This window comes from Janthinobacterium fluminis, assembly GCF_028595325.1.
Taxonomy (GTDB): domain Bacteria; phylum Pseudomonadota; class Gammaproteobacteria; order Burkholderiales; family Burkholderiaceae_D; genus Janthinobacterium; species Janthinobacterium fluminis.
Window position 1 is genome coordinate 263,127 of the sequence record NZ_JAQQXR010000003.1, and the last position, 16,490, is coordinate 279,616.

Annotated in this window: 15 protein-coding genes; 7 read left to right on the forward strand and 8 right to left on the reverse strand. The window is 67.7% G+C overall.

The genetic code is table 11. From position 1 onward, the window contains the following. Positions 1–2: 2 nt before the first annotated feature. The 7 genes from OIK44_RS09870 to OIK44_RS09900 all read right to left on the reverse strand — a co-directional run bounded on the left by OIK44_RS09870 (position 3) and on the right by OIK44_RS09900 (position 10,174). On the reverse strand, positions 3–2,447 hold the full coding sequence (locus tag OIK44_RS09870) for a heavy metal translocating P-type ATPase (protein WP_273670572.1): 2,445 nt from the start codon (positions 2,445–2,447) through the stop codon (positions 3–5). Then, positions 2,444–3,199: a sulfite exporter TauE/SafE family protein gene (locus OIK44_RS09875; protein WP_273670573.1), complete on the reverse strand. Its 756-nt coding sequence runs from the start codon at positions 3,197–3,199 to the stop codon at positions 2,444–2,446. The genes OIK44_RS09870 and OIK44_RS09875 overlap by 4 nt, the downstream gene beginning before the upstream one ends. A 10-nt stretch (positions 3,200–3,209) precedes the next feature. Further along, positions 3,210–4,640, reverse strand: a complete 1,431-nt coding sequence (gene hemN, locus OIK44_RS09880; protein WP_273670574.1) for an oxygen-independent coproporphyrinogen III oxidase — start codon at positions 4,638–4,640, stop codon at positions 3,210–3,212. 37 nt (positions 4,641–4,677) lie between these two features. Then, positions 4,678–6,324 (reverse strand): methyl-accepting chemotaxis protein, encoded by a 1,647-nt coding sequence (locus OIK44_RS09885; RefSeq protein ID WP_273670575.1) that lies wholly within the window; start codon positions 6,322–6,324, stop codon positions 4,678–4,680. Positions 6,325–6,524: 200 nt separating this feature from the next. Beyond that, positions 6,525–8,666 (reverse strand): EAL domain-containing protein, encoded by a 2,142-nt coding sequence (locus OIK44_RS09890; RefSeq protein ID WP_273670576.1) that lies wholly within the window; start codon positions 8,664–8,666, stop codon positions 6,525–6,527. A 57-nt stretch (positions 8,667–8,723) separates the two neighbouring features. Continuing rightward, positions 8,724–9,152: an inner membrane protein YiaA gene (gene yiaA, locus OIK44_RS09895; protein WP_273670577.1), complete on the reverse strand. Its 429-nt coding sequence runs from the start codon at positions 9,150–9,152 to the stop codon at positions 8,724–8,726. Positions 9,153–9,232: 80 nt separating this feature from the next. After that, on the reverse strand, positions 9,233–10,174 hold the full coding sequence (locus OIK44_RS09900; protein ID WP_273670578.1) for a DUF808 domain-containing protein: 942 nt from the start codon (positions 10,172–10,174) through the stop codon (positions 9,233–9,235). A 190-nt stretch (positions 10,175–10,364) separates the two neighbouring features. Between OIK44_RS09900 and OIK44_RS09905 the strand changes: the two genes are divergently transcribed. Continuing rightward, complete coding sequence (locus OIK44_RS09905; RefSeq protein ID WP_273670579.1) at positions 10,365–11,012, forward strand: LysE family transporter; 648 nt, start codon at positions 10,365–10,367, stop codon at positions 11,010–11,012. Positions 11,013–11,021: 9 nt separating this feature from the next. Here the strand turns inward: OIK44_RS09905 and OIK44_RS09910 are convergent, their stop codons facing one another. Next, a complete protein-coding gene (locus OIK44_RS09910) occupies positions 11,022–11,489 on the reverse strand; it encodes a phage regulatory CII family protein (RefSeq protein ID WP_273670580.1) in 468 nt (155 codons plus the stop codon). 109 nt (positions 11,490–11,598) lie between these two features. Between OIK44_RS09910 and OIK44_RS09915 the strand changes: the two genes are divergently transcribed. The 6 genes from OIK44_RS09915 (at position 11,599) to lipA (ending at position 16,327) form a co-directional block, all read left to right on the forward strand. After that, positions 11,599–12,537, forward strand: a complete 939-nt coding sequence (locus OIK44_RS09915; RefSeq protein ID WP_273670581.1) for a hypothetical protein — start codon at positions 11,599–11,601, stop codon at positions 12,535–12,537. Between the two features lies 1 nt (position 12,538). Beyond that, positions 12,539–13,327 carry a DUF2491 family protein gene (locus OIK44_RS09920; RefSeq protein ID WP_273670582.1) on the forward strand — a complete coding sequence of 263 codons (789 nt, stop codon included), beginning with the start codon at positions 12,539–12,541 and terminating at the stop codon, positions 13,325–13,327. Positions 13,328–13,374: 47 nt separating this feature from the next. Next, the gene (locus OIK44_RS09925) at positions 13,375–14,139 is read left to right on the forward strand and encodes a hypothetical protein (protein ID WP_273670583.1); all 765 of its coding nucleotides are present in this window, start codon (positions 13,375–13,377) and stop codon (positions 14,137–14,139) included. A gap of 90 nt (positions 14,140–14,229) precedes the next feature. Continuing rightward, positions 14,230–14,505, forward strand: a complete 276-nt coding sequence (locus OIK44_RS09930; protein WP_273670584.1) for a DUF493 family protein — start codon at positions 14,230–14,232, stop codon at positions 14,503–14,505. 85 nt (positions 14,506–14,590) lie between these two features. Then, a complete protein-coding gene (lipB, locus tag OIK44_RS09935; RefSeq protein ID WP_273670585.1) occupies positions 14,591–15,295 on the forward strand; it encodes a lipoyl(octanoyl) transferase LipB in 705 nt (234 codons plus the stop codon). Positions 15,296–15,328: 33 nt separating this feature from the next. After that, on the forward strand, positions 15,329–16,327 hold the full coding sequence (lipA, locus tag OIK44_RS09940) for a lipoyl synthase (protein WP_273670586.1): 999 nt from the start codon (positions 15,329–15,331) through the stop codon (positions 16,325–16,327). Positions 16,328–16,490 lie beyond the last annotated feature (163 nt).

Sequence of the window (16,490 nt, forward strand, 5' to 3'; positions counted from 1 at the left end):
GACTAGTTCCGGCGCAGGCGCAGCGCGTTGGCAATGACGACGGCCGAGCTGAGCGCCATGCCCAGTCCCGACAGCCAGGGATTCAGATAACCGAGCGCGGCGGCCGGGATCGCCAGCACATTATAGAGCGTCGCCCAGGCCAGGTTCTGGCGGATCACGCGCATCGTCTGCGTCGCCGTGCGGGCCGCCTCGACGACGGAGGACAACTGGCCCGACAGCAGCACCGTGTCGGCGTGGGCCTGGGCCAGCGCGGCGCCCGAGCCCATGGCGAAGGAGACGTCGGCCGCGCGCAGCACGGCGGCGTCGTTGATGCCGTCGCCGACCATGGCGACGACGGCCCCGGTGGCCTGCAGTTTTTGCACAAATGCCAATTTTTCGTCGGGCAGGCATTCGCCGCAGGCGATGTCGATGTGCAGCTCGGCGGCGACGGCCTGGGTCAGGGCGTCGTGGTCGCCGCTGAGCAGGACGACGCACTTGCCGGCGGCGCGGCAATGCTCGACGACGGCGGCCGCGTCGGCGCGCAGGGCGTCGCTGAGCAGCAGGCGCGCCAGCCATTTCCCCTCGGCGCCCAGGTAGACGGGCGTCATGCCGGCGCCGTCGGTCAGGCCGGCGTCGGGCGAGACGCCGGCCAGTTCGGCGACGAAGGCGGCGCTGCCGAGCCGGTAGCGGCGGCCGTGCAAGCTGCCCTCCAGGCCCTGGCCCGGCAATTCCTCGACGGCCTCGGCGCGCCAGTCGGGCGCCTGGCCGGTCGCGTCGGCGGCGGCCGCCTCGACGACGGCGCGCGCCAGCGGGTGGGCGCTGCCCGCTTCCAGGGCGGCGGCCACCTGCAGGCACCAGCCGCGCGGCATGGCGTCGAGGGCGTCGACGCGGCGCACCACCGGTTTGCCCAGGGTCAGCGTGCCGGTCTTGTCGAACACGACGTGGCTGGCGCGGTGCAGGGTTTCCAGCACGTGCGGCTGGACGATCAGCACGCCGCGGCCCAGCAGGCGGTCGGTGGCGGCGGCCAGCGCCGACGGCGTCGCCAGCGACAGCGCGCACGGGCAGGACACCACCAGCACGGCGATGGCGATGGGCCAGGCGCGCGCCGCGTCGTGCCAGTACCAGAAGGCGAAGCTGGCCAGCGCGAACAGCAGCAGGCCGGCGACGAACCAGGAGGCGGCGCGGTCGGCCCACTGGGCGATCTGCGGCTTGCCCATGCCGGCCCGCTCTATCAGTTTCAGCAAGTCCGACAGCGTGCTGTCGCGCGCCGGCCGGCTCACGCGCAGCAGCACGGCGTTGCTGGCGTTGATGGCGCCGCCCGGCACCTCTTCGCCGGCGTGGCGGCGCTGGGCCGCGCTCTCGCCCGTCAGCAGCGACATGTCGATGGCCGTGCTGCCGTCGACGATGACGGCGTCGGCGGCGATGGCCTCGCCGGGCTTGACGAGGATGATGTCGCCGGCGGCCAGGGCGGCGGCCGGCACCACGCTGACGGCGTGGCTGTCCGGATAGCCGTCCAGGCGCGCCGCCGACGCCGGCAAGGCGTGCTGCAGCCGTTCCAGCGCCGAGGCGGCCTTGCGCCGCGCCAGCAGTTCCAGGTAGCGGCTGCACAGCAGCAGGAAGATGAACATGGTCGCCGAGTCGAAATACACCTCGCCCTCGCCGGTCCAGGTGGCGACGACGCTGCCGAAGAAGGCGGCGGCGATGCCCAGCGCCACCGGCACGTCCATGCCGAGGGCGCGCGCGCGCAGGCTGGCCCAGGCGCCCTTGAAGAACGGTTGCGCCGAGTAGCAGATCGCCGGCAGCGTCAGCAGCAGGCTGGCCCAGCGCATCAGGCCGGCCATATTGTCGTCCAGCGTGCCGTCCTCGGCCAGGTAGGCCGGCACGGCGTACATCATCACCTGCATCATCGACAGGGCGGCGACGAACAACTGCCGGCCCAGCGTCTTGGCGGCGGCGCGCAACTGCTCGCCGTGGCGCACGGCGTCGTAGGGATAGGCCGCGTAGCCAACCTCGCGCACAGCTTGCAGGATGTCGCCGGGGCGGCACAGCGCCTTGCTCCAGCGCACATACAGGCGTTCGGTGGCGACGTTCAGGTTGGCCGCCTGCACGCCGGGCAGGCGCGCCAGGCGGCGCTCGATCAGCCAGACGCAGGCGGCGCAGCGGATGCCCTCGACGGCCAGCGTCGCCTCGCAACTGTCCTCGTCGAGCTGGAACAGGGCGTCGGCGTTGTCGTACAGGTGCAGCTCGGGCGGCACCAGCTCGGCGCCGCTGGCGCTGGCGGCGAACGCCGAGCGGGTCTGGTAGTAGGCGCTCTGGCCGATGTCGACGATGGTTTGCGCCACGGCTTCGCAGCCGGGGCAGCACATGGGGCGGGCGGCGCCGTCGATGGCGACGGACCAGCGGCCGCCCGGGGGGACCGGCAGGCCGCAGTGGAAGCAGTCGGCCGCCGTGGCCAGCACGGCGTTCATGGATGCCCCGTCACGCACAGGGCGTCGAGCCAGCCCAGCGACAGGCCGTTGACGGCCCGCGCTAGGCCGAGCAGGCCGAAGGCCAGCACCAGCAGGCCGCCGGCGACGCGCACGCCGCGGCGCTGCGCGGCGGCGCGCAGGCGCGCGCCGAGCAGGCCCAGCGCCAGCAGCGTCGGCAGCGTGCCCAGGCCGAAGGCCAGCATCACGGCCGCGCCCTGCAGCGCCGAGCCGCTCAGCATGGCCGTCAGCAGCACGCTGTAGACCATGCCGCAGGGCACCCAGCCCCACAGGCCGCCCATGGCCAGCGCCTTCAGCGGGCTGTCCATCGGCAGCAGCGGTTTCAGCAGCGGCTGCAGGCGGCGCCAGACGACGCCGCCGGCCGCTTCCAGCCGGGCCAGGCCGCGCCACGCGTCCATCAAATACAGGCCCAGGGCCAGCAGCATCAGGTTGGCCATCCAGTAGAAGGCCACCTGCAGCGCGGCCAGGCGCAGCAGGTTGGCCGCGCCGCCGGCCAGGCCGCCGGCCAGCGCGCCGGCCGCCATGTAACTGGCGATGCGGCCGCCGTTGTAGGCGAGCACGCGCAGCAGCTTGTCGGCGCCGGCCGGGCGCGCCACGGCGATGGCGATCACCGGGCGGGCGCGCGGCGCCGCCGCGGCCGATAGGGCGCCGACGATGCCGCCGCACATGCCGATGCAGTGGGCGCTGCCGGCCAGGCCGACCAGGAACACCGGCAGCAGGTTCAACACATTCATACTGCCACCATCAGACGGTTTTCGAGTAGCGCAGCGGCTGCGGCGCGTTTTCTTTGGCGGCGCTCAGGTGGCGGTCGAACACCATGCAGATGTTGCGGATCAGCAGGCGGCCCTTGGCCGTCACGGTCAGCCACTCGCGGTCTATGGTCAGCAAGCCGTCCGCCTCCAGTTCGGCCAGTTTGGCCAGCTCGGCCGCGAAATAGCTGTGGAAGACGATGGGGTAACCCTGCTCCAGCGAGGCGATGGACAGTTCGAAATTGCACATCAGCATCTGGATGATCAGGCGGCGCAGCAGGTCGTCGTTGTCGAGCTTGATGCCGCGGGCGATCGGCAGGCGGCCCTCGTCGAGCCGCTCGTAGTAGGCGTCCAGGGTTTTTTCGTTCTGGCTGTAGACGGCGCCCACCGAGCTGATGGCGGACACGCCGCAGGCGACCAGGTCGGCCTCGGCGCGCGTCGAATAGCCCTGGAAATTGCGGTGCAGGCGGCCCTGGCCCTGGGCGACGGCCAGGTCGTCGGTCGGCTTGGCGAAATGGTCCATGCCGATATAGACGTAGCCGGCCGCCGTCAGGCGGGCGATGCACAGGCCCAGCATGGCCAGCTTGGTGGCGCTGTCGGGCATGTCGGCGTCGAGGATGCGGCGCTGCGGCTTGAACAGGTGCGGCATGTGGGCGTAGTGGTACAGGGCGATGCGGTCCGGGCTGGCCTGTATGACTTTCGCCAGCGTCTGCTCCATCGTCGTCAGGTTTTGCTTCGGCAAGCCGTAGATCAGGTCGATGCTGACGGAGCGGAAGCCGGCCTCGCGCGCCGCCGCGATGATGGCCAGGGTTTCCGCCTCGGGCTGGATGCGGTTGACGGCCTTCTGCACGTCGGGGTCGAAATCCTGCACGCCCAGGCTGATGCGGTTGAAGCCCTGGGCGCGCAGCGCGTGCACGCGGGCGCGGCTGACGGTGCGCGGGTCGATCTCGATCGAGTACTCGCCGACGTCGTCGGGGGCGAAGTCGAAGTGGTGGCGCAGGTGGGCCATCAGCTCCTCCATCTGGCGCTCGCTCAGGTAGGTCGGCGTGCCGCCGCCGAAGTGTAGCTGCTCGATCCGGTTGATGCCGGAGAACAGCTTGCCCTGCATGGCGATTTCCTGCTTCAGATAGCTCAGGTAGGTGGCCGCCTTGCTGCGGTCCTTGGTGACGATCTTGTTGCAGGCGCAGTAGTAGCACACCGTGTCGCAGAACGGGATGTGGATGTACAGCGACATCGGCCGGCGCCCGCCGCGCAGGCGCAGCGCGGCCAGCGCCTCGAGGAAGTTGCCGTAGCCGAAATCGCTGGAAAAGCGGTCGGCCGTCGGGTAGGAGGTGTAGCGCGGACCCGATTGGCTCAGCTTGCTGATGATGGCCGCGTCGAATTCGACGACGGGGGTCAGCGCGACGGTGCTGGAAGATGTGGACATAAATTCAATTCTAAGGAAACGGGTCGGGGGGCGCGGCTCAGGCCGCCAAACGCTTGACGCTGCCCGGCGGTTTGCCCGGGGCGGCGTTGGCGGCGCGCCGCGGCGGCGCCGGCAGTTTGCCGAACTTGAACAGGCTGACGGCCTGGGTCAGGTTGCCGGCCTGCTGGGCCAGGCTGGTGGCGGCCGCGGCCGCCTCCTCGACGAGGGCGGCGTTCTGCTGCGTCACCTGGTCCATGTGGGCGATCGCCTGGTTGACCTGGTCGACGCCGATGCTTTGCTCGCGCGAGGCCAGCGAAATATCCTGCATGATGGCCGTGACCTGCTGCACCGAGCTGACCACCTGCTCCATCGTCGAGCCGGCCCGGTTCACCTGCGCCATGCCGGCGCTGACCTTGCTGACGGAAATGTCGATCAGGTTCTTGATGTCCTTGGCCGCCAGCGACGAGCGCTGGGCCAGGTTGCGCACCTCGCCGGCGACGACGGCGAAGCCGCGCCCCTGCTCGCCGGCCCTGGCCGCCTCGACGGCCGCGTTCAGGGCCAGGATGTTGGTCTGGAAGGCGATGCCCTCGATCAGGCTGATGATGTCGACGATTTTCTTCGAGGAGGCATTGATGTCGCTCATCGTCGTGATGACGTCGGCGACGATCTCGCCACCCTCGACGGCCACCTTGGAGGCGGCCACGGCCAGCATATTGGCCTCCATGGAATTCTCGGCGTTCTGTTTGACGGTCGAGGAGAACTGGTCGATGCTCGACGCCGTCTCCTCCAGGCTGGCGGCCTGCGACTCGGTGCGGCCGGACAGGTCGAGGTTGCCGGCGGCGATCTGCCGCGTCGCCACGGCCATCGTCTCGACGTTGACGCGGACGTCGCGGATGGTGGCGATCAGGTTGCTGTTCATCTGTTGCAGCGCGCGCAGCAACTGGCCGACCTCGTCGGTGCTGCCCGTGTCGAAGCTGCCCGACAGGTCGCCGGCGGCGATGGCGCGGGCGCTGCCGACGGCCCTGCCCAGCGGCGCCAGCACCGAGGTGCGCAGGGTGTACCAGAGGAAGACGTTGATCAGGAAGCCCAGCAGGGTGGCGGCGAAGATGCCGTAGTTGCTGTTTGACGAGCCGCTGGAGAACAGGGTCGCCGCGCACACGCCCAGCTGCAGCGTGTTGACGACGCTGGTGCACAGCCAGATGCGCATGGCCAGCGACATGTGGCCGAGGTTGCCCAGCACGTGCGACAGGCCGGTCTGCAACACCTGGCCGTTCTTGATGCGCAAGCCGTGCGCCTTGTTCTGCTGTATGGTCGCGTAGGCCCGCTGCGCCGCCTCGATCTCGGCCCGCTCCGGCCTGACCCGCACCGACATATAGCCGAGGGTCTTGCCGTTTTCCTTGATCGGCGTGATATTCGCCCGCACCCAGTAGAAGTCGCCGTTCTTGCAGCGGTTCTTCACCAGCCCGGTCCACGGCGTGCCGCCCTTGATCGAGGCCCACAGGTCGGCGAAAGCCTCGACCGGCATGTCGGGGTGGCGCAAGATGTTTTGCGGCGAACCCATCAGTTCTGCCTCGGAATAGCCGCTGACTTGGCAGAAGTACGGGTTCACATAGGTGATGTTGCCATTTAAATCCGTTTTGGAAACGATGGCCTGGTCGTCCATCACATGGACTTCTTGCTTGGTAACGGGTAGATTTTGACGCATGGCGGCTTCCCAAAACGGATGGATGTGGTAACTCTTGCGTTATTGCAAGAGATGACCAAGTGTACGGAGTCGGGGTCGCAATTTTATTGATATAGATCAAAAAGCCCAATATTGGGCAGAATGAGGATTGCTGCAAAGATATTGCTTTTGTGGTAAGAATGAGGATCGCATAAGGCCCGGGGGCGGCGCGCTGGCCGGCCTCAATCGCGGCCCGGCGTCAGCGGCCGCAGATTGCCCACGGCGTAGCCCTGGGCGTAGTCGACGCCGAGGGCGCGCACCACGCCCAGCGTGGCCTCGTCCTCGACGTATTCGGCCACCGTCTGCAAGCCCATCACGTGGCCGACCTCGTTGATGGCCTTGACCATCGCGCGGTTGACGGCGTTGCCGGCGATGCCGCGCACGAAGATGCCGTCGATTTTCAGGTAGTCGACGGGCAGCGCCTTCAGGTAGCCGAACGAGGAAAAGCCGCTGCCGAAGTCGTCCAGGGAAAAGCGGCAGCCCAGCTGCTTCATATGCTGCATGAACACCTGCGCCCGCGGCAGGTTGGCGATCAGCGCCGTTTCCGTGATTTCAAAGCAGATTTGCTCGGGCGCGACCTCGTACTCGACGAACTGCTCGGTGACATAGTCCTGCAGGCAGGGGTCGCCCAGCGACACGCCGGACAGGTTGACGGAAAACAGCGCCGGCGTGCGCCTGTGGCTTTCGGCGAACGCGTCCGGCGCCGCCAGGCTGTCGCGCACGCTCTTGATGTGGTGGCAGACGGCCTTGATGACCCAGCGGTCGATCGCGGCCATCAGGTCGTAGCGCTCGGCCGCCGGGATGAAGGCGCCCGGCAATATCAGCTCGCCCTGGGTGTTGAGGATGCGTATCAGGATTTCGTCGTGGCTTTCGGCGCGCGCGCTCAGGTGGACGATGGGCATCGCGTACAGGCGGAAATGCTGCAGCTCGAAGGCTTCGTTGAGCCGCGTCACCCACAGCATTTCGCCCTGGCGCCGCGCCAGCATCAGGTCCGACTCCTGGTACACGAGGATGCGGTTGCGCCCCTGCTCCTTGGCCAGGTAGCAGGCCTGGTCGGCGGCGATCAGCAGCCCCGTCATCGACTTGCTGTCCTGGTTGATCTCGACCAGGCCGATGCTCACGCCCAGCTCGAAGCTGCTGGCGTCCCAGACGAAGTGGAAGTCGTTGATGGACTGGCGGATCTGCTCGGCGATCAGGCGCGCCTGGTCGGGCGGGCAATGGGGCAGGAGCACGCCGAGCTCGTCGCCGCCCAGGCGCGCCAGGATGTCGCTGTCGCGCATCGCCTCCTGCAGCATCTTCGCCAGCAATTGCAGCAGCACGTCGCCGGCGGTGTGGCCGCAGGTGTCGTTGACGACCTTGAACTGGTCCAGGTCCATATACAGCAGCGCGTGGACGTGGCCGTCCAGCTTCGACGCGCGCAGCGCGGCGGCCACCTGGGTTTCGAATTCGCGCCGGTTGATCAAGCCGGTCAAGCTGTCGTGGGTGGCTTGCCATGACAGTTGCTGGCTCAGCTTGCGCTCGTGGCTGACGTCGCGGAACACGACGACGACGCCGAGCACGACGCCGTCGCTCGACCAGATCGGCGCGGCCGTGTCCTCGACGGCGATGCGGCGGCCGTCGCGGGTGACCAGCTGGCTGTGCGCGGACACGCCGATGGCCTGGCGCTGGTGCAGGCATTTGACGGCCGGGTGTTCCAGCGCCGCGCCGCTGGCCTCGTCGACGAGGCGCAGCGTGACGCCGATGTCGAGCCCCTGCGCCAGCGCGTTGGTCCAGCCCGTCAACTGCTCGGCGGCGCGGTTCAGGTAGACGGTCTTGCCCAGGGCGTCGGTGGTGATGACGCCGTCGCCTATCGAGCTGAGCGTCACTTCGGCCAATTCCTTGCGCTCGGCGGCGCGCAGCTTGTCCAGCACGCGCGCGCTGACGTCCCAGATCAGGCCCAGCGTGCGCTCGGGCGCGCCGCCGGCGTCGCAAAACACCCGCGCCTTGGCCGCCAGCCAGCGCTGCGTGCCGTCCGGCCAGCGCACGCGGTATTCCAGCTCGTAGTCGCCGCGGCGCTCGGCGGCGTCCTGCATGACGGCGACGACGCGGCGGCGGTCGTCCGGCACGACGCAGTCGAGGAAGGCGGCGAACGGCTGCGTCAGCTGCTGCGCTTTCAGGCCCAGCAGCGTGGCGCCGTGCGCCGACCAGCTCACCGTGCCGTCGACGATTTTGCCGTTCGGCATGCGCGAGTCCCAGATCGCCATGTGCGCCGCGTCCAGCGCCAGTTGCAAACGTCGTTGCGCATCACCCATGCCCATCCCCCAATGAAAAGAGGCGGCGTGCATGCCGCCTCCTTCGAGGGTTGGATAAGTGGCGCGGGCGGAGGTTCCCCGCCGGCCTTGCTACTGCGGGCCGGCCGCCTCGTCGTGCGCCGTTTCGCTGTTGGCGATGTCGCGCACGTTCTTTTGCACGGCGACGGCGGCGAACAGGCTGAGCACGAAGGACATCGCGTAGAAGCCTTTTTCGCTCTGCGCCAGGGTGGCGTTGAACAGGCCCACGGACAGCAGCAGCACCGACAGCAGCACGGAAACCCAGCACAGGCCGAAGTAGATGCCCGTCACCCGCTGGCCCTCCATGCGGTCGCGCACGGACTTTTGCAGCGACACGGCGGCAAACAGGCCATACATCAGGATCGTGAAATAGTAGCCTTTTTCATTGAGTTGCATGGTGGCGTTCCACAGCCCGACCATATAGGTGATCGTGCCGACCAGCAGGGCGGCCCAGGCGGCGGCGACGAAGGCGCCGGTAGGACGTTGGAATTGTGCTTTCATGCGAGTCTCCGGGAATGGGGGGGGGGCGCCGCGCGGCTGGCGGCGGCGCGGCGGTCGGAGCCGGGATCATAGCAGAAAGCTCATTCTTTACGTTTGAGCAATGCCAAGACGCGGCTGGCGCCGTTCACGCCCAGCAGGGCCAGCGCGCCGGCGGCCACGCCGGTCAGGGCGTCGAGCACGGTCGGGGCGAGCGCCTGCAGCGCCGGCCCCAGCAGGGACACCGTGCCGGCCGCGGCCGCGGCGTGCTCGATCCAGGCGTGGGCGCCGGGCAGGCCGTGGGTGACGATGCTGCCGCCGACCATGAACATGGCGGCCGTGCCGATCACCGACAGCGCCTTCATCAGTTGCGGCGCGGCGGCCAGCAGCGCGCGCCCGAGGCCGCGCACCAGGGCGCCGCCGCGCTGGCTCAGGTACAGGCCGGCGTCGTCGAGCTTGACGATGCCGGCCACCAGGCCGTAGACGCCGACGGTCATGGCGACGGCGATGCCGGTGACGACGGCGACTTGCTGGCCGAACGGCGCGGCGGCGACCGTGCCGAGGGCGATGACGATGATCTCGGCCGACAGGATGAAGTCGGTGCGGATGGCGCCCTTGATCTTGTCGCGCTCCAGCGCGACGACGTCGACGGCCGGGTCGCTGAGCGCCTGCGCCAGCGCGGCGTGGTGCTGCTCGTCCTCGTGGGCGCCGTGCAGCAGCTTGTGGGCGACCTTCTCGAAGCCCTCATAGCACAGGTAGACGCCGCCGACCATCAGCAGCGGCGTGATGGCCCACGGCGCCAGCGCGCTGATGGCCAGCGCGGCCGGCACGAGGATGGCCTTGTTCTTCATCGAGCCGACGCCTACGGCCCAGACCACCGGCAGCTCGCGGTCGGCGTGCACGCCCGACACCTGCTGGGCGTTCAGCGCCAGGTCGTCGCCCAGCACGCCGGCGGTTTTCTTCGCCGCCACCTTGCTCATCAGGGCGACGTCGTCGAGGATGCTGGCGATGTCGTCGATCAGCGCCAGCAGGCTGGTGCCGGCCATCTCAGCGGCCTCCCGGCGTGGCGGCGCAGGTGGAAACGGTCGGGCGGACGGGTTTTTTCATGGGGTGTTCTTATGCGTTGGAAAATGGAGCTGGAATCTTACCTCAGACGGCGCCGCAACGGGGGCCTGCGGCGGCGCCGCGCCGCGTGTAGAATCGTTGCTCCCGACCCACTTTTACGATGGAACGCGCATGAGCTTTGCCACCTGGATCACTTTCGTCGCCGCCGCCTGCCTGATCGCCGTGTCGCCCGGCTCGGGCGCCGTGCTGTCGATGTCGCACGGCCTGTCGTATGGCGTGAAAAAAACCAGCGCGACGATCGCCGGCCTGCAGGCGGGCCTGCTGTTGATCTTCCTCATCGCCGGCGCCGGCGTCGGTTCGCTGCTGCTGGCCTCGGAGCTGGCCTTCAACGTCGTCAAGACGGTCGGCGCCCTATACCTGATCTACCTGGGCCTGAGCCAGTGGCGCGCCCGGGTCGAGGTGGCCGGCGCCGGCGCCGGCGCGGCCGCGCAGAGCGCCCTGCCGTCGCCGCGCAAGCGCATGCTGGCGGGCTTCTTGACGAATGCGACCAACCCGAAAGGCATCATCTTCATGGTCGCCGTGCTGCCGCAGTTCATCGAGCGCGGCGCGCCCCTGCTGCCGCAACTGCTGATACTGGGCGCGACGATGTGCACGATCGACCTGGTGGTGATGCACAGCTACGCCTACCTGGCCGCGTCGATGCAGCGCTTCTTCCGCGACGCCGGCGCCGTCAAGAAGCAAAACCGCTTCTTCGGCGGCATGTTGATGGCGGTCGGCGCGGCGCTGTTCTTCGTCAAGCGCGGCGGCGCCCACGCCTGAGCGCCCCGGCTATTGCTCCGGCCCGGCGCGCAGGCGGATGCGCGCCCGCCACGCGCCCAGCGCGGCCAGCGCGCCGTGGAATTCCCGCTCGATGAGGTCGGCCTCGGCCAGCGTCACTTTGCCGTCCATCAGCGCGGTGGAGACGGCCGCGGCGACGGCGCCGACCTGGCTCATGACGAGGCAGACGGTTTGCGACAGGTCGTCGCCGTCGACCTGCTCCGGCTGCGGCACGACGAAGGCCGCCATGCCGTGCCGCACCAGCAGCGCGTGCAGGGGCAGCAGCGCGTCATTGACGCCGGCGCGCTGGCACAGTTCGATAATTGTCGAGACTTCTTCAAACGAGGGATAATGCGAGGCGATCGTCGGTGCCAGTTTATTCCGCAGTACGTTGACGGAAATGCCCATGCATTGCGCCAATGCGTCGACCCCGCCGGGGTAGCCGCGCGCCACTGTATAGAGGGCGTCATGCTGGTTCATGTCCAAATATTTTCGTGTCATGGTGAAGTTGGCCTTTTATTACCGATGCATGGCGCCATTTAGGCTGCTATGCTTGTTTTTAACCGAGTTTATAGCATATGAGACAACGATGAAGTCATATAACATTGCGCTGGTGTTGGCGCTGCTGCTGCCGCTGGGCGGCAACGCGCTGGCCTACTCGTCTAGCAGCTCCGGCAAATCGTCGGGCAAGTCCAGCGGCAGCTCGTCGTCGTTCAAGAGCGGATTCTCGTCGCAAAAGAGCGCGCCGGCCAGAAGCGGCGACGCGCGCCCTGCCTCGGGCGCCAGCAAGTCGACGTTCGGCTCGTTCGGCTCGAAGGCGCCGGCCGCCGCGCCGCGCCCGACGCCCTCGTATGCGCCCGATGCCGCGCCGGAGCGCTCGCGCAGCGGCTTCGGCACGTTCGGCGCCGCGCGCGGCGGCGAGGCGCCGGCGCCGGCCAAGTCGGGTTCGGCCCTGTCGCGGGAGCTGGAGCAGAAAAGCGCCAACGCCAACGCCTTGAAGACGCTCGATGCGCGCCGCGCCGCCGCCAACGCGCCGCCGCCCTTGCCGCCGCTGGACCCGGTGATGGCGCCGAACCGCCAGCAACAAACGTATAACCAGCAGCAACAGACGTACAACCAGCAGCAACAGCCTTACAATCAGCAGCAACGGTCTTACAACCAGCAGCAACAGCCTTACAACCAGCAGCAACAGCCATACAACCAGCAGCAACCGGCGCCCGTCGTGGTGCAACAAAGCAGCGGCCTGGGCAATGCGGCGGCCGGCTTCATGCTGGGTCGGGCGATGAGCGGCGGTTCCAGCCACGCCGCCACCAATCCGGCCAACGCGGGCGGCGTTGCCCCGGCCGCCCCAGCCCCGGCCGCCGCGGCGCCGGCCGCGCCCCCGCCCTCGTTTGGCGTTGCGCTGGCGGCCACCTTCTTCTGGGTGGCGATGCTGGGCGGCATAGCCTGGCTGATCTATTTTGGCGTCAAGCGCTACAAGCGCGGCGCGGCGCGCAGCACGGCGAACTACTCCTTTGAAAGGGAATGAGATGGGTTGGAAAGATGCATTTGAATATATGCGCGGCGTCGCCTCGAAGCACGGCGCCGGCACCCAGCCGCGCCGCGAGGACGAGGGCCTGCCGCTGGGCGCGCGCATCGGCAGCGTCGTCAACCTGCAGCAGTCGCCTTTCATCCGCGCCAACAGCAACGGTTCGCTGATCAGCCTGCCGACGCCGGCCGACACGCGCGTGCTGGCCGTCTCGCAGATCAAGCTGAACATGGCCGGCGGCTTGTACCGCTACTACCTGGCCAAGGGCGACGTCGACGCCAAGGAAAAGTTCTTGCAAGTGTTCCGCAACGGCCAGGGCGAGATCGCCGAGCTGATGTACTGCACCCAGCTGGCGCGCGTGGTGCCGGAGACGGCCGAGGACCAGGACGCCTACACGGGCGTGTCCGGCAGCGGCCTGGGCGACAAGACGTACCGGCTGTGGCGCGAGCAACTGGGCGACATCGGCCTGGACGAAGCCGACCTCGACCTGGTGTTCGGCGACGGCGACAGCATCGACTACTGGCGCGACGCCGGCAGTACCGACGCCGAGTTCGTCGCGCCGTTCAGCGGCACCGAGGTGCGCCTCGACGACGCCAGCGGCAGCCAGGGCTTGAAGCAGGAAATGTATTTCATGCCGTATGTGCGCGAACTCAAGGGTGGTGGCCACGAGTATCTGCTGATCACGACGGAAATCATCGCCAGCGTCAACGGCGATACTTCACAACGCGGTATCCATGTCGACTTCGTCATTGGCATACCGTTTGAGCAGGAACGGGTCGTCATCCAATAAGGGATGGCCCTGGTGTGGTGTTTTCAATTTCAACGAGAGGAAGAAAAATGAGCAATTCGAATGGCTGGGGATTGACGGCACGCCTGATTTCAAAACACTTTGGCGTATTGGGCGACCGCGTCTCCGAGGCGATCGCCAACTTCGACCCGGAAACGGCGACCGAAGCGGACCGCGACCGCCTGGCCGACACGCTGCGCGCGACGGCGCAAAAGCTGGCCTCGGCGCGCGCCTCCTTCGACAAGGAGCATACCGACGTCGTCAACCTGCGCAATCTGATCGCCAACGACGAAAAGGCCACGGAAACGCTGGGCGAGCGCCTGGCCGCCGGCAAGATCTCCGAAGCGACGATCAATATGTTCTGCGACGAGCTGGAGGCGAACAAAGCCCGCCTGCCGCAGGAAATCCAGGAAGAGGCGGACGCCCAGCAATACATGGACGAGCTGCAAAAGATCGTCGACGCGCTGTCGAAGCAGCTGGCCGACTTCGACTCCGCCGCCAAGAAGGCGATGCAGGCGCTGGCCACGGCCAAGGCGCAGAAGGATCTGCAGTCGCTGCGCGCCGAGCGCCAGAGCCAGCTGGCCGGCCTGTCCGGCCTGCAGGGCAATTCCAGCGCGCTGGAAGCGCTGACGCGGCGCGCCCAGACCGTCAGCAACGAGGCGGCCGGCATGCGCATCGTCGCCGACATCGGCCAGCGCCCGATCGACCAGGCCGCTGAAATCGACGCCATCCGCAAATCCGTCAGCCAGGCCGACACGGCCGGCGAATCGGCGCTGGAGCGCCTGAAGCGCCTGTCGGGAAAAAGCGCCGTCTAAGCCCGGCGCGCTACAATACCAGGCGGGCGCGGCGCGACAAGCGCGGCACCCCCTGGTTTTTTATTTTTACGCAATTCGATTGGAACAAACATGGAAACGATCCCACGCAGCGAATCTTTGATCGAGTACCCGAGCGACTTCCCGATCAAGGTGATGGGCCCGACCCATATCGACTTCGCCGCCACCATCACCGAGGTGGTGCTGGGCTTCGACCCGACCTTCCACGCCGGCAAGCTGGAAGAGCGCCCCTCGGCCAAGGGCAACTACACGGGCCTGACCGTGATGGTGCGCGCCACCAGCCGCGAGCAGCTCGACGCCCTGTACACGGCGCTGTCGGCGCACCCGATGGTGAAGATCGTCATGTAAGCCAAGGGCTGCGGCCTGTGCCGCGGCCGGCAAGGAGCGCCGCCCCTGCCTTATAATGGCGGGTCCAACCAATTGCGACCTGCCCATGTCCACACCGCGCGCCACCACGGCGCTGATCCGCCACCTCGGCCTGGCCGACTACGAACCGACGTTTGCCGCGATGCGCGCCTTCACCGACGCGCGCGGCGTCGGCACGCGCGACGAACTATGGATCGTCGAACACCCGCCCGTGTTCACGCTGGGTCTGGCGGCCGACCGCGGCCACCTGCTGAGCGGCGCCGGCGTCCCCGTGCACGGCGTTCCCGTCGTGCAGACCGACCGCGGCGGCGAAGTCACCTTCCATGGCCCCGGCCAGGTGGTGATCTACCTGCTGATGGACCTGCGCCGCAACAAGCCGGGCGGCAAGCTGTATGCGCGCCAATTCGTCCACAAAATCGAGCAAGCCATCATCAATGTGTTGGCGGCGTATAATCTGGCTGGCGAGCGCGTCGAGGGCGCGCCCGGCATTTACATTGCCGACGGGCCGCGCAAGGGCGCCAAAATCGCCGCGCTGGGCCTGAAAGTGCGCGGCAACGGCTGCACCTACCATGGCGTATCGCTGAACGTGGCGATGGACCTGGCGCCATTTAGCTGGATCAACCCGTGCGGCTACTCCGGACTGAAGACGGTGGACATGCGCAGCATGGGCGTGGACGCGGCGCTGGCCGACGTGCAGCAGGCGCTGGCCCAGGAACTGAACGTACAACTCGAAGCGGGCGGCGCCGTGCGCCCCGCAGCAGCAACCGAATAACGTAACTACTAAGCCCCCAGGGCATGCAGCCAAATGACTTCTGAGACCACCTCCAGCATCGCCCCCGCTTACAACCCGAGCGAAAAGCAAAAAGGCGCCAGCAAGACGGCGCGCATCCCGATCAAGATCATCCCTATCGAGCAGGTCGAGCGCCTGAAGAAGCCGGACTGGATACGCGTCAAGGCGGCGTCGGCGTCGACGCGCTTCTACGAAATCAAGGAAATCCTGCGCGAGAACAAGCTCGTCACCGTCTGCGAGGAGGCCAGTTGCCCGAACATCGGCGAATGCTTCGGCAAGGGCACGGCGACCTTCATGATCATGGGCGACAAATGCACGCGCCGCTGCCCGTTCTGCGACGTCGGCCACGGCCGTCCTGACCCGCTCGACGCCGACGAGCCGGCCAATCTGTCGAAAACCATCGCCAAGCTGCGCCTGAACTACGTCGTCATCACCTCGGTCGACCGCGACGACCTGCGCGACGGCGGCGCCGGCCACTTCGTCGAGTGCATCCAGCAAACCCGCGCGCTGTCGCCGAAAACCCGCATCGAAGTGCTGGTGCCGGACTTCCGCGGCCGCCTGGCCAAGGCGCTGGCGCTGTTCAAGGACGGCCTGCCGGACGTGCTGAACCACAACCTGGAAACCGTGCCGCGCCTGTACAAGGAAGCGCGTCCCGGCTCGGACTACACGCATTCGCTGGAATTGCTGCGCGACTTCAAGGCGCTGTATCCGGAGGCGGTGACCAAGTCCGGCATCATGGTGGGCCTGGGCGAAACCGACGAGGAAATCCTGCAGGTGATGCGCGACTTGCGCGCCCATAACGTCGACATGCTGACGATAGGCCAGTATCTGGCGCCGTCGGGCGATCACCTGCCGGTGCGCCGCTACGTGCATCCGGACGTGTTCAAGATGTTCGAGGCGGAAGCGTACAAGATGGGCTTCGTGCACGCGGCCGTCGGCGCGATGGTGCGCAGCTCCTACCATGCGGACGAGCAGGCGCACAACGCCGGCGTGGAAGCGGCGCTCAACACCTGATCGCCGCCGGCGCCAGGCCGCAGCCGTCCAGCCATTCGCTGGGCGGTTTTTTTTCGCCCGGAGGCTGGCGCTTGCCTATTGCCTGGTGTCGGACCAGGCTGGGCTTGGTTGTCCAGTTTTTAACATTAATTGAGGCCGTTGCTCAAGGCAAGGAGGTCATCCT

Coding starts and splice junctions, on each gene's coding strand:
- OIK44_RS09925 (WP_273670583.1), top strand. CDS start 13,375: ATGAGCAATTCGAATGGCTGGGGATTGACGGCACGCCTGATTTCAAAA.
- OIK44_RS09915 (WP_273670581.1), top strand. CDS start 11,599: ATGAAGTCATATAACATTGCGCTGGTGTTGGCGCTGCTGCTGCCGCTG.
- OIK44_RS09910 (WP_273670580.1), bottom strand. CDS start 11,489: ATGAACCAGCATGACGCCCTCTATACAGTGGCGCGCGGCTACCCCGGC.
- yiaA (WP_273670577.1), bottom strand. CDS start 9,152: ATGAAAGCACAATTCCAACGTCCTACCGGCGCCTTCGTCGCCGCCGCC.
- OIK44_RS09875 (WP_273670573.1), bottom strand. CDS start 3,199: ATGAATGTGTTGAACCTGCTGCCGGTGTTCCTGGTCGGCCTGGCCGGC.
- OIK44_RS09885 (WP_273670575.1), bottom strand. CDS start 6,324: ATGCGTCAAAATCTACCCGTTACCAAGCAAGAAGTCCATGTGATGGAC.
- lipA (WP_273670586.1), top strand. CDS start 15,329: ATGACTTCTGAGACCACCTCCAGCATCGCCCCCGCTTACAACCCGAGC.
- OIK44_RS09870 (WP_273670572.1), bottom strand. CDS start 2,447: ATGAACGCCGTGCTGGCCACGGCGGCCGACTGCTTCCACTGCGGCCTG.
- lipB (WP_273670585.1), top strand. CDS start 14,591: ATGTCCACACCGCGCGCCACCACGGCGCTGATCCGCCACCTCGGCCTG.
- OIK44_RS09900 (WP_273670578.1), bottom strand. CDS start 10,174: ATGGCCGGCACCAGCCTGCTGGCGCTGATCGACGACATCGCCAGCATC.
- OIK44_RS09920 (WP_273670582.1), top strand. CDS start 12,539: ATGGGTTGGAAAGATGCATTTGAATATATGCGCGGCGTCGCCTCGAAG.
- OIK44_RS09890 (WP_273670576.1), bottom strand. CDS start 8,666: ATGCACGCCGCCTCTTTTCATTGGGGGATGGGCATGGGTGATGCGCAA.
- OIK44_RS09930 (WP_273670584.1), top strand. CDS start 14,230: ATGGAAACGATCCCACGCAGCGAATCTTTGATCGAGTACCCGAGCGAC.
- hemN (WP_273670574.1), bottom strand. CDS start 4,640: ATGTCCACATCTTCCAGCACCGTCGCGCTGACCCCCGTCGTCGAATTC.
- OIK44_RS09905 (WP_273670579.1), top strand. CDS start 10,365: ATGAGCTTTGCCACCTGGATCACTTTCGTCGCCGCCGCCTGCCTGATC.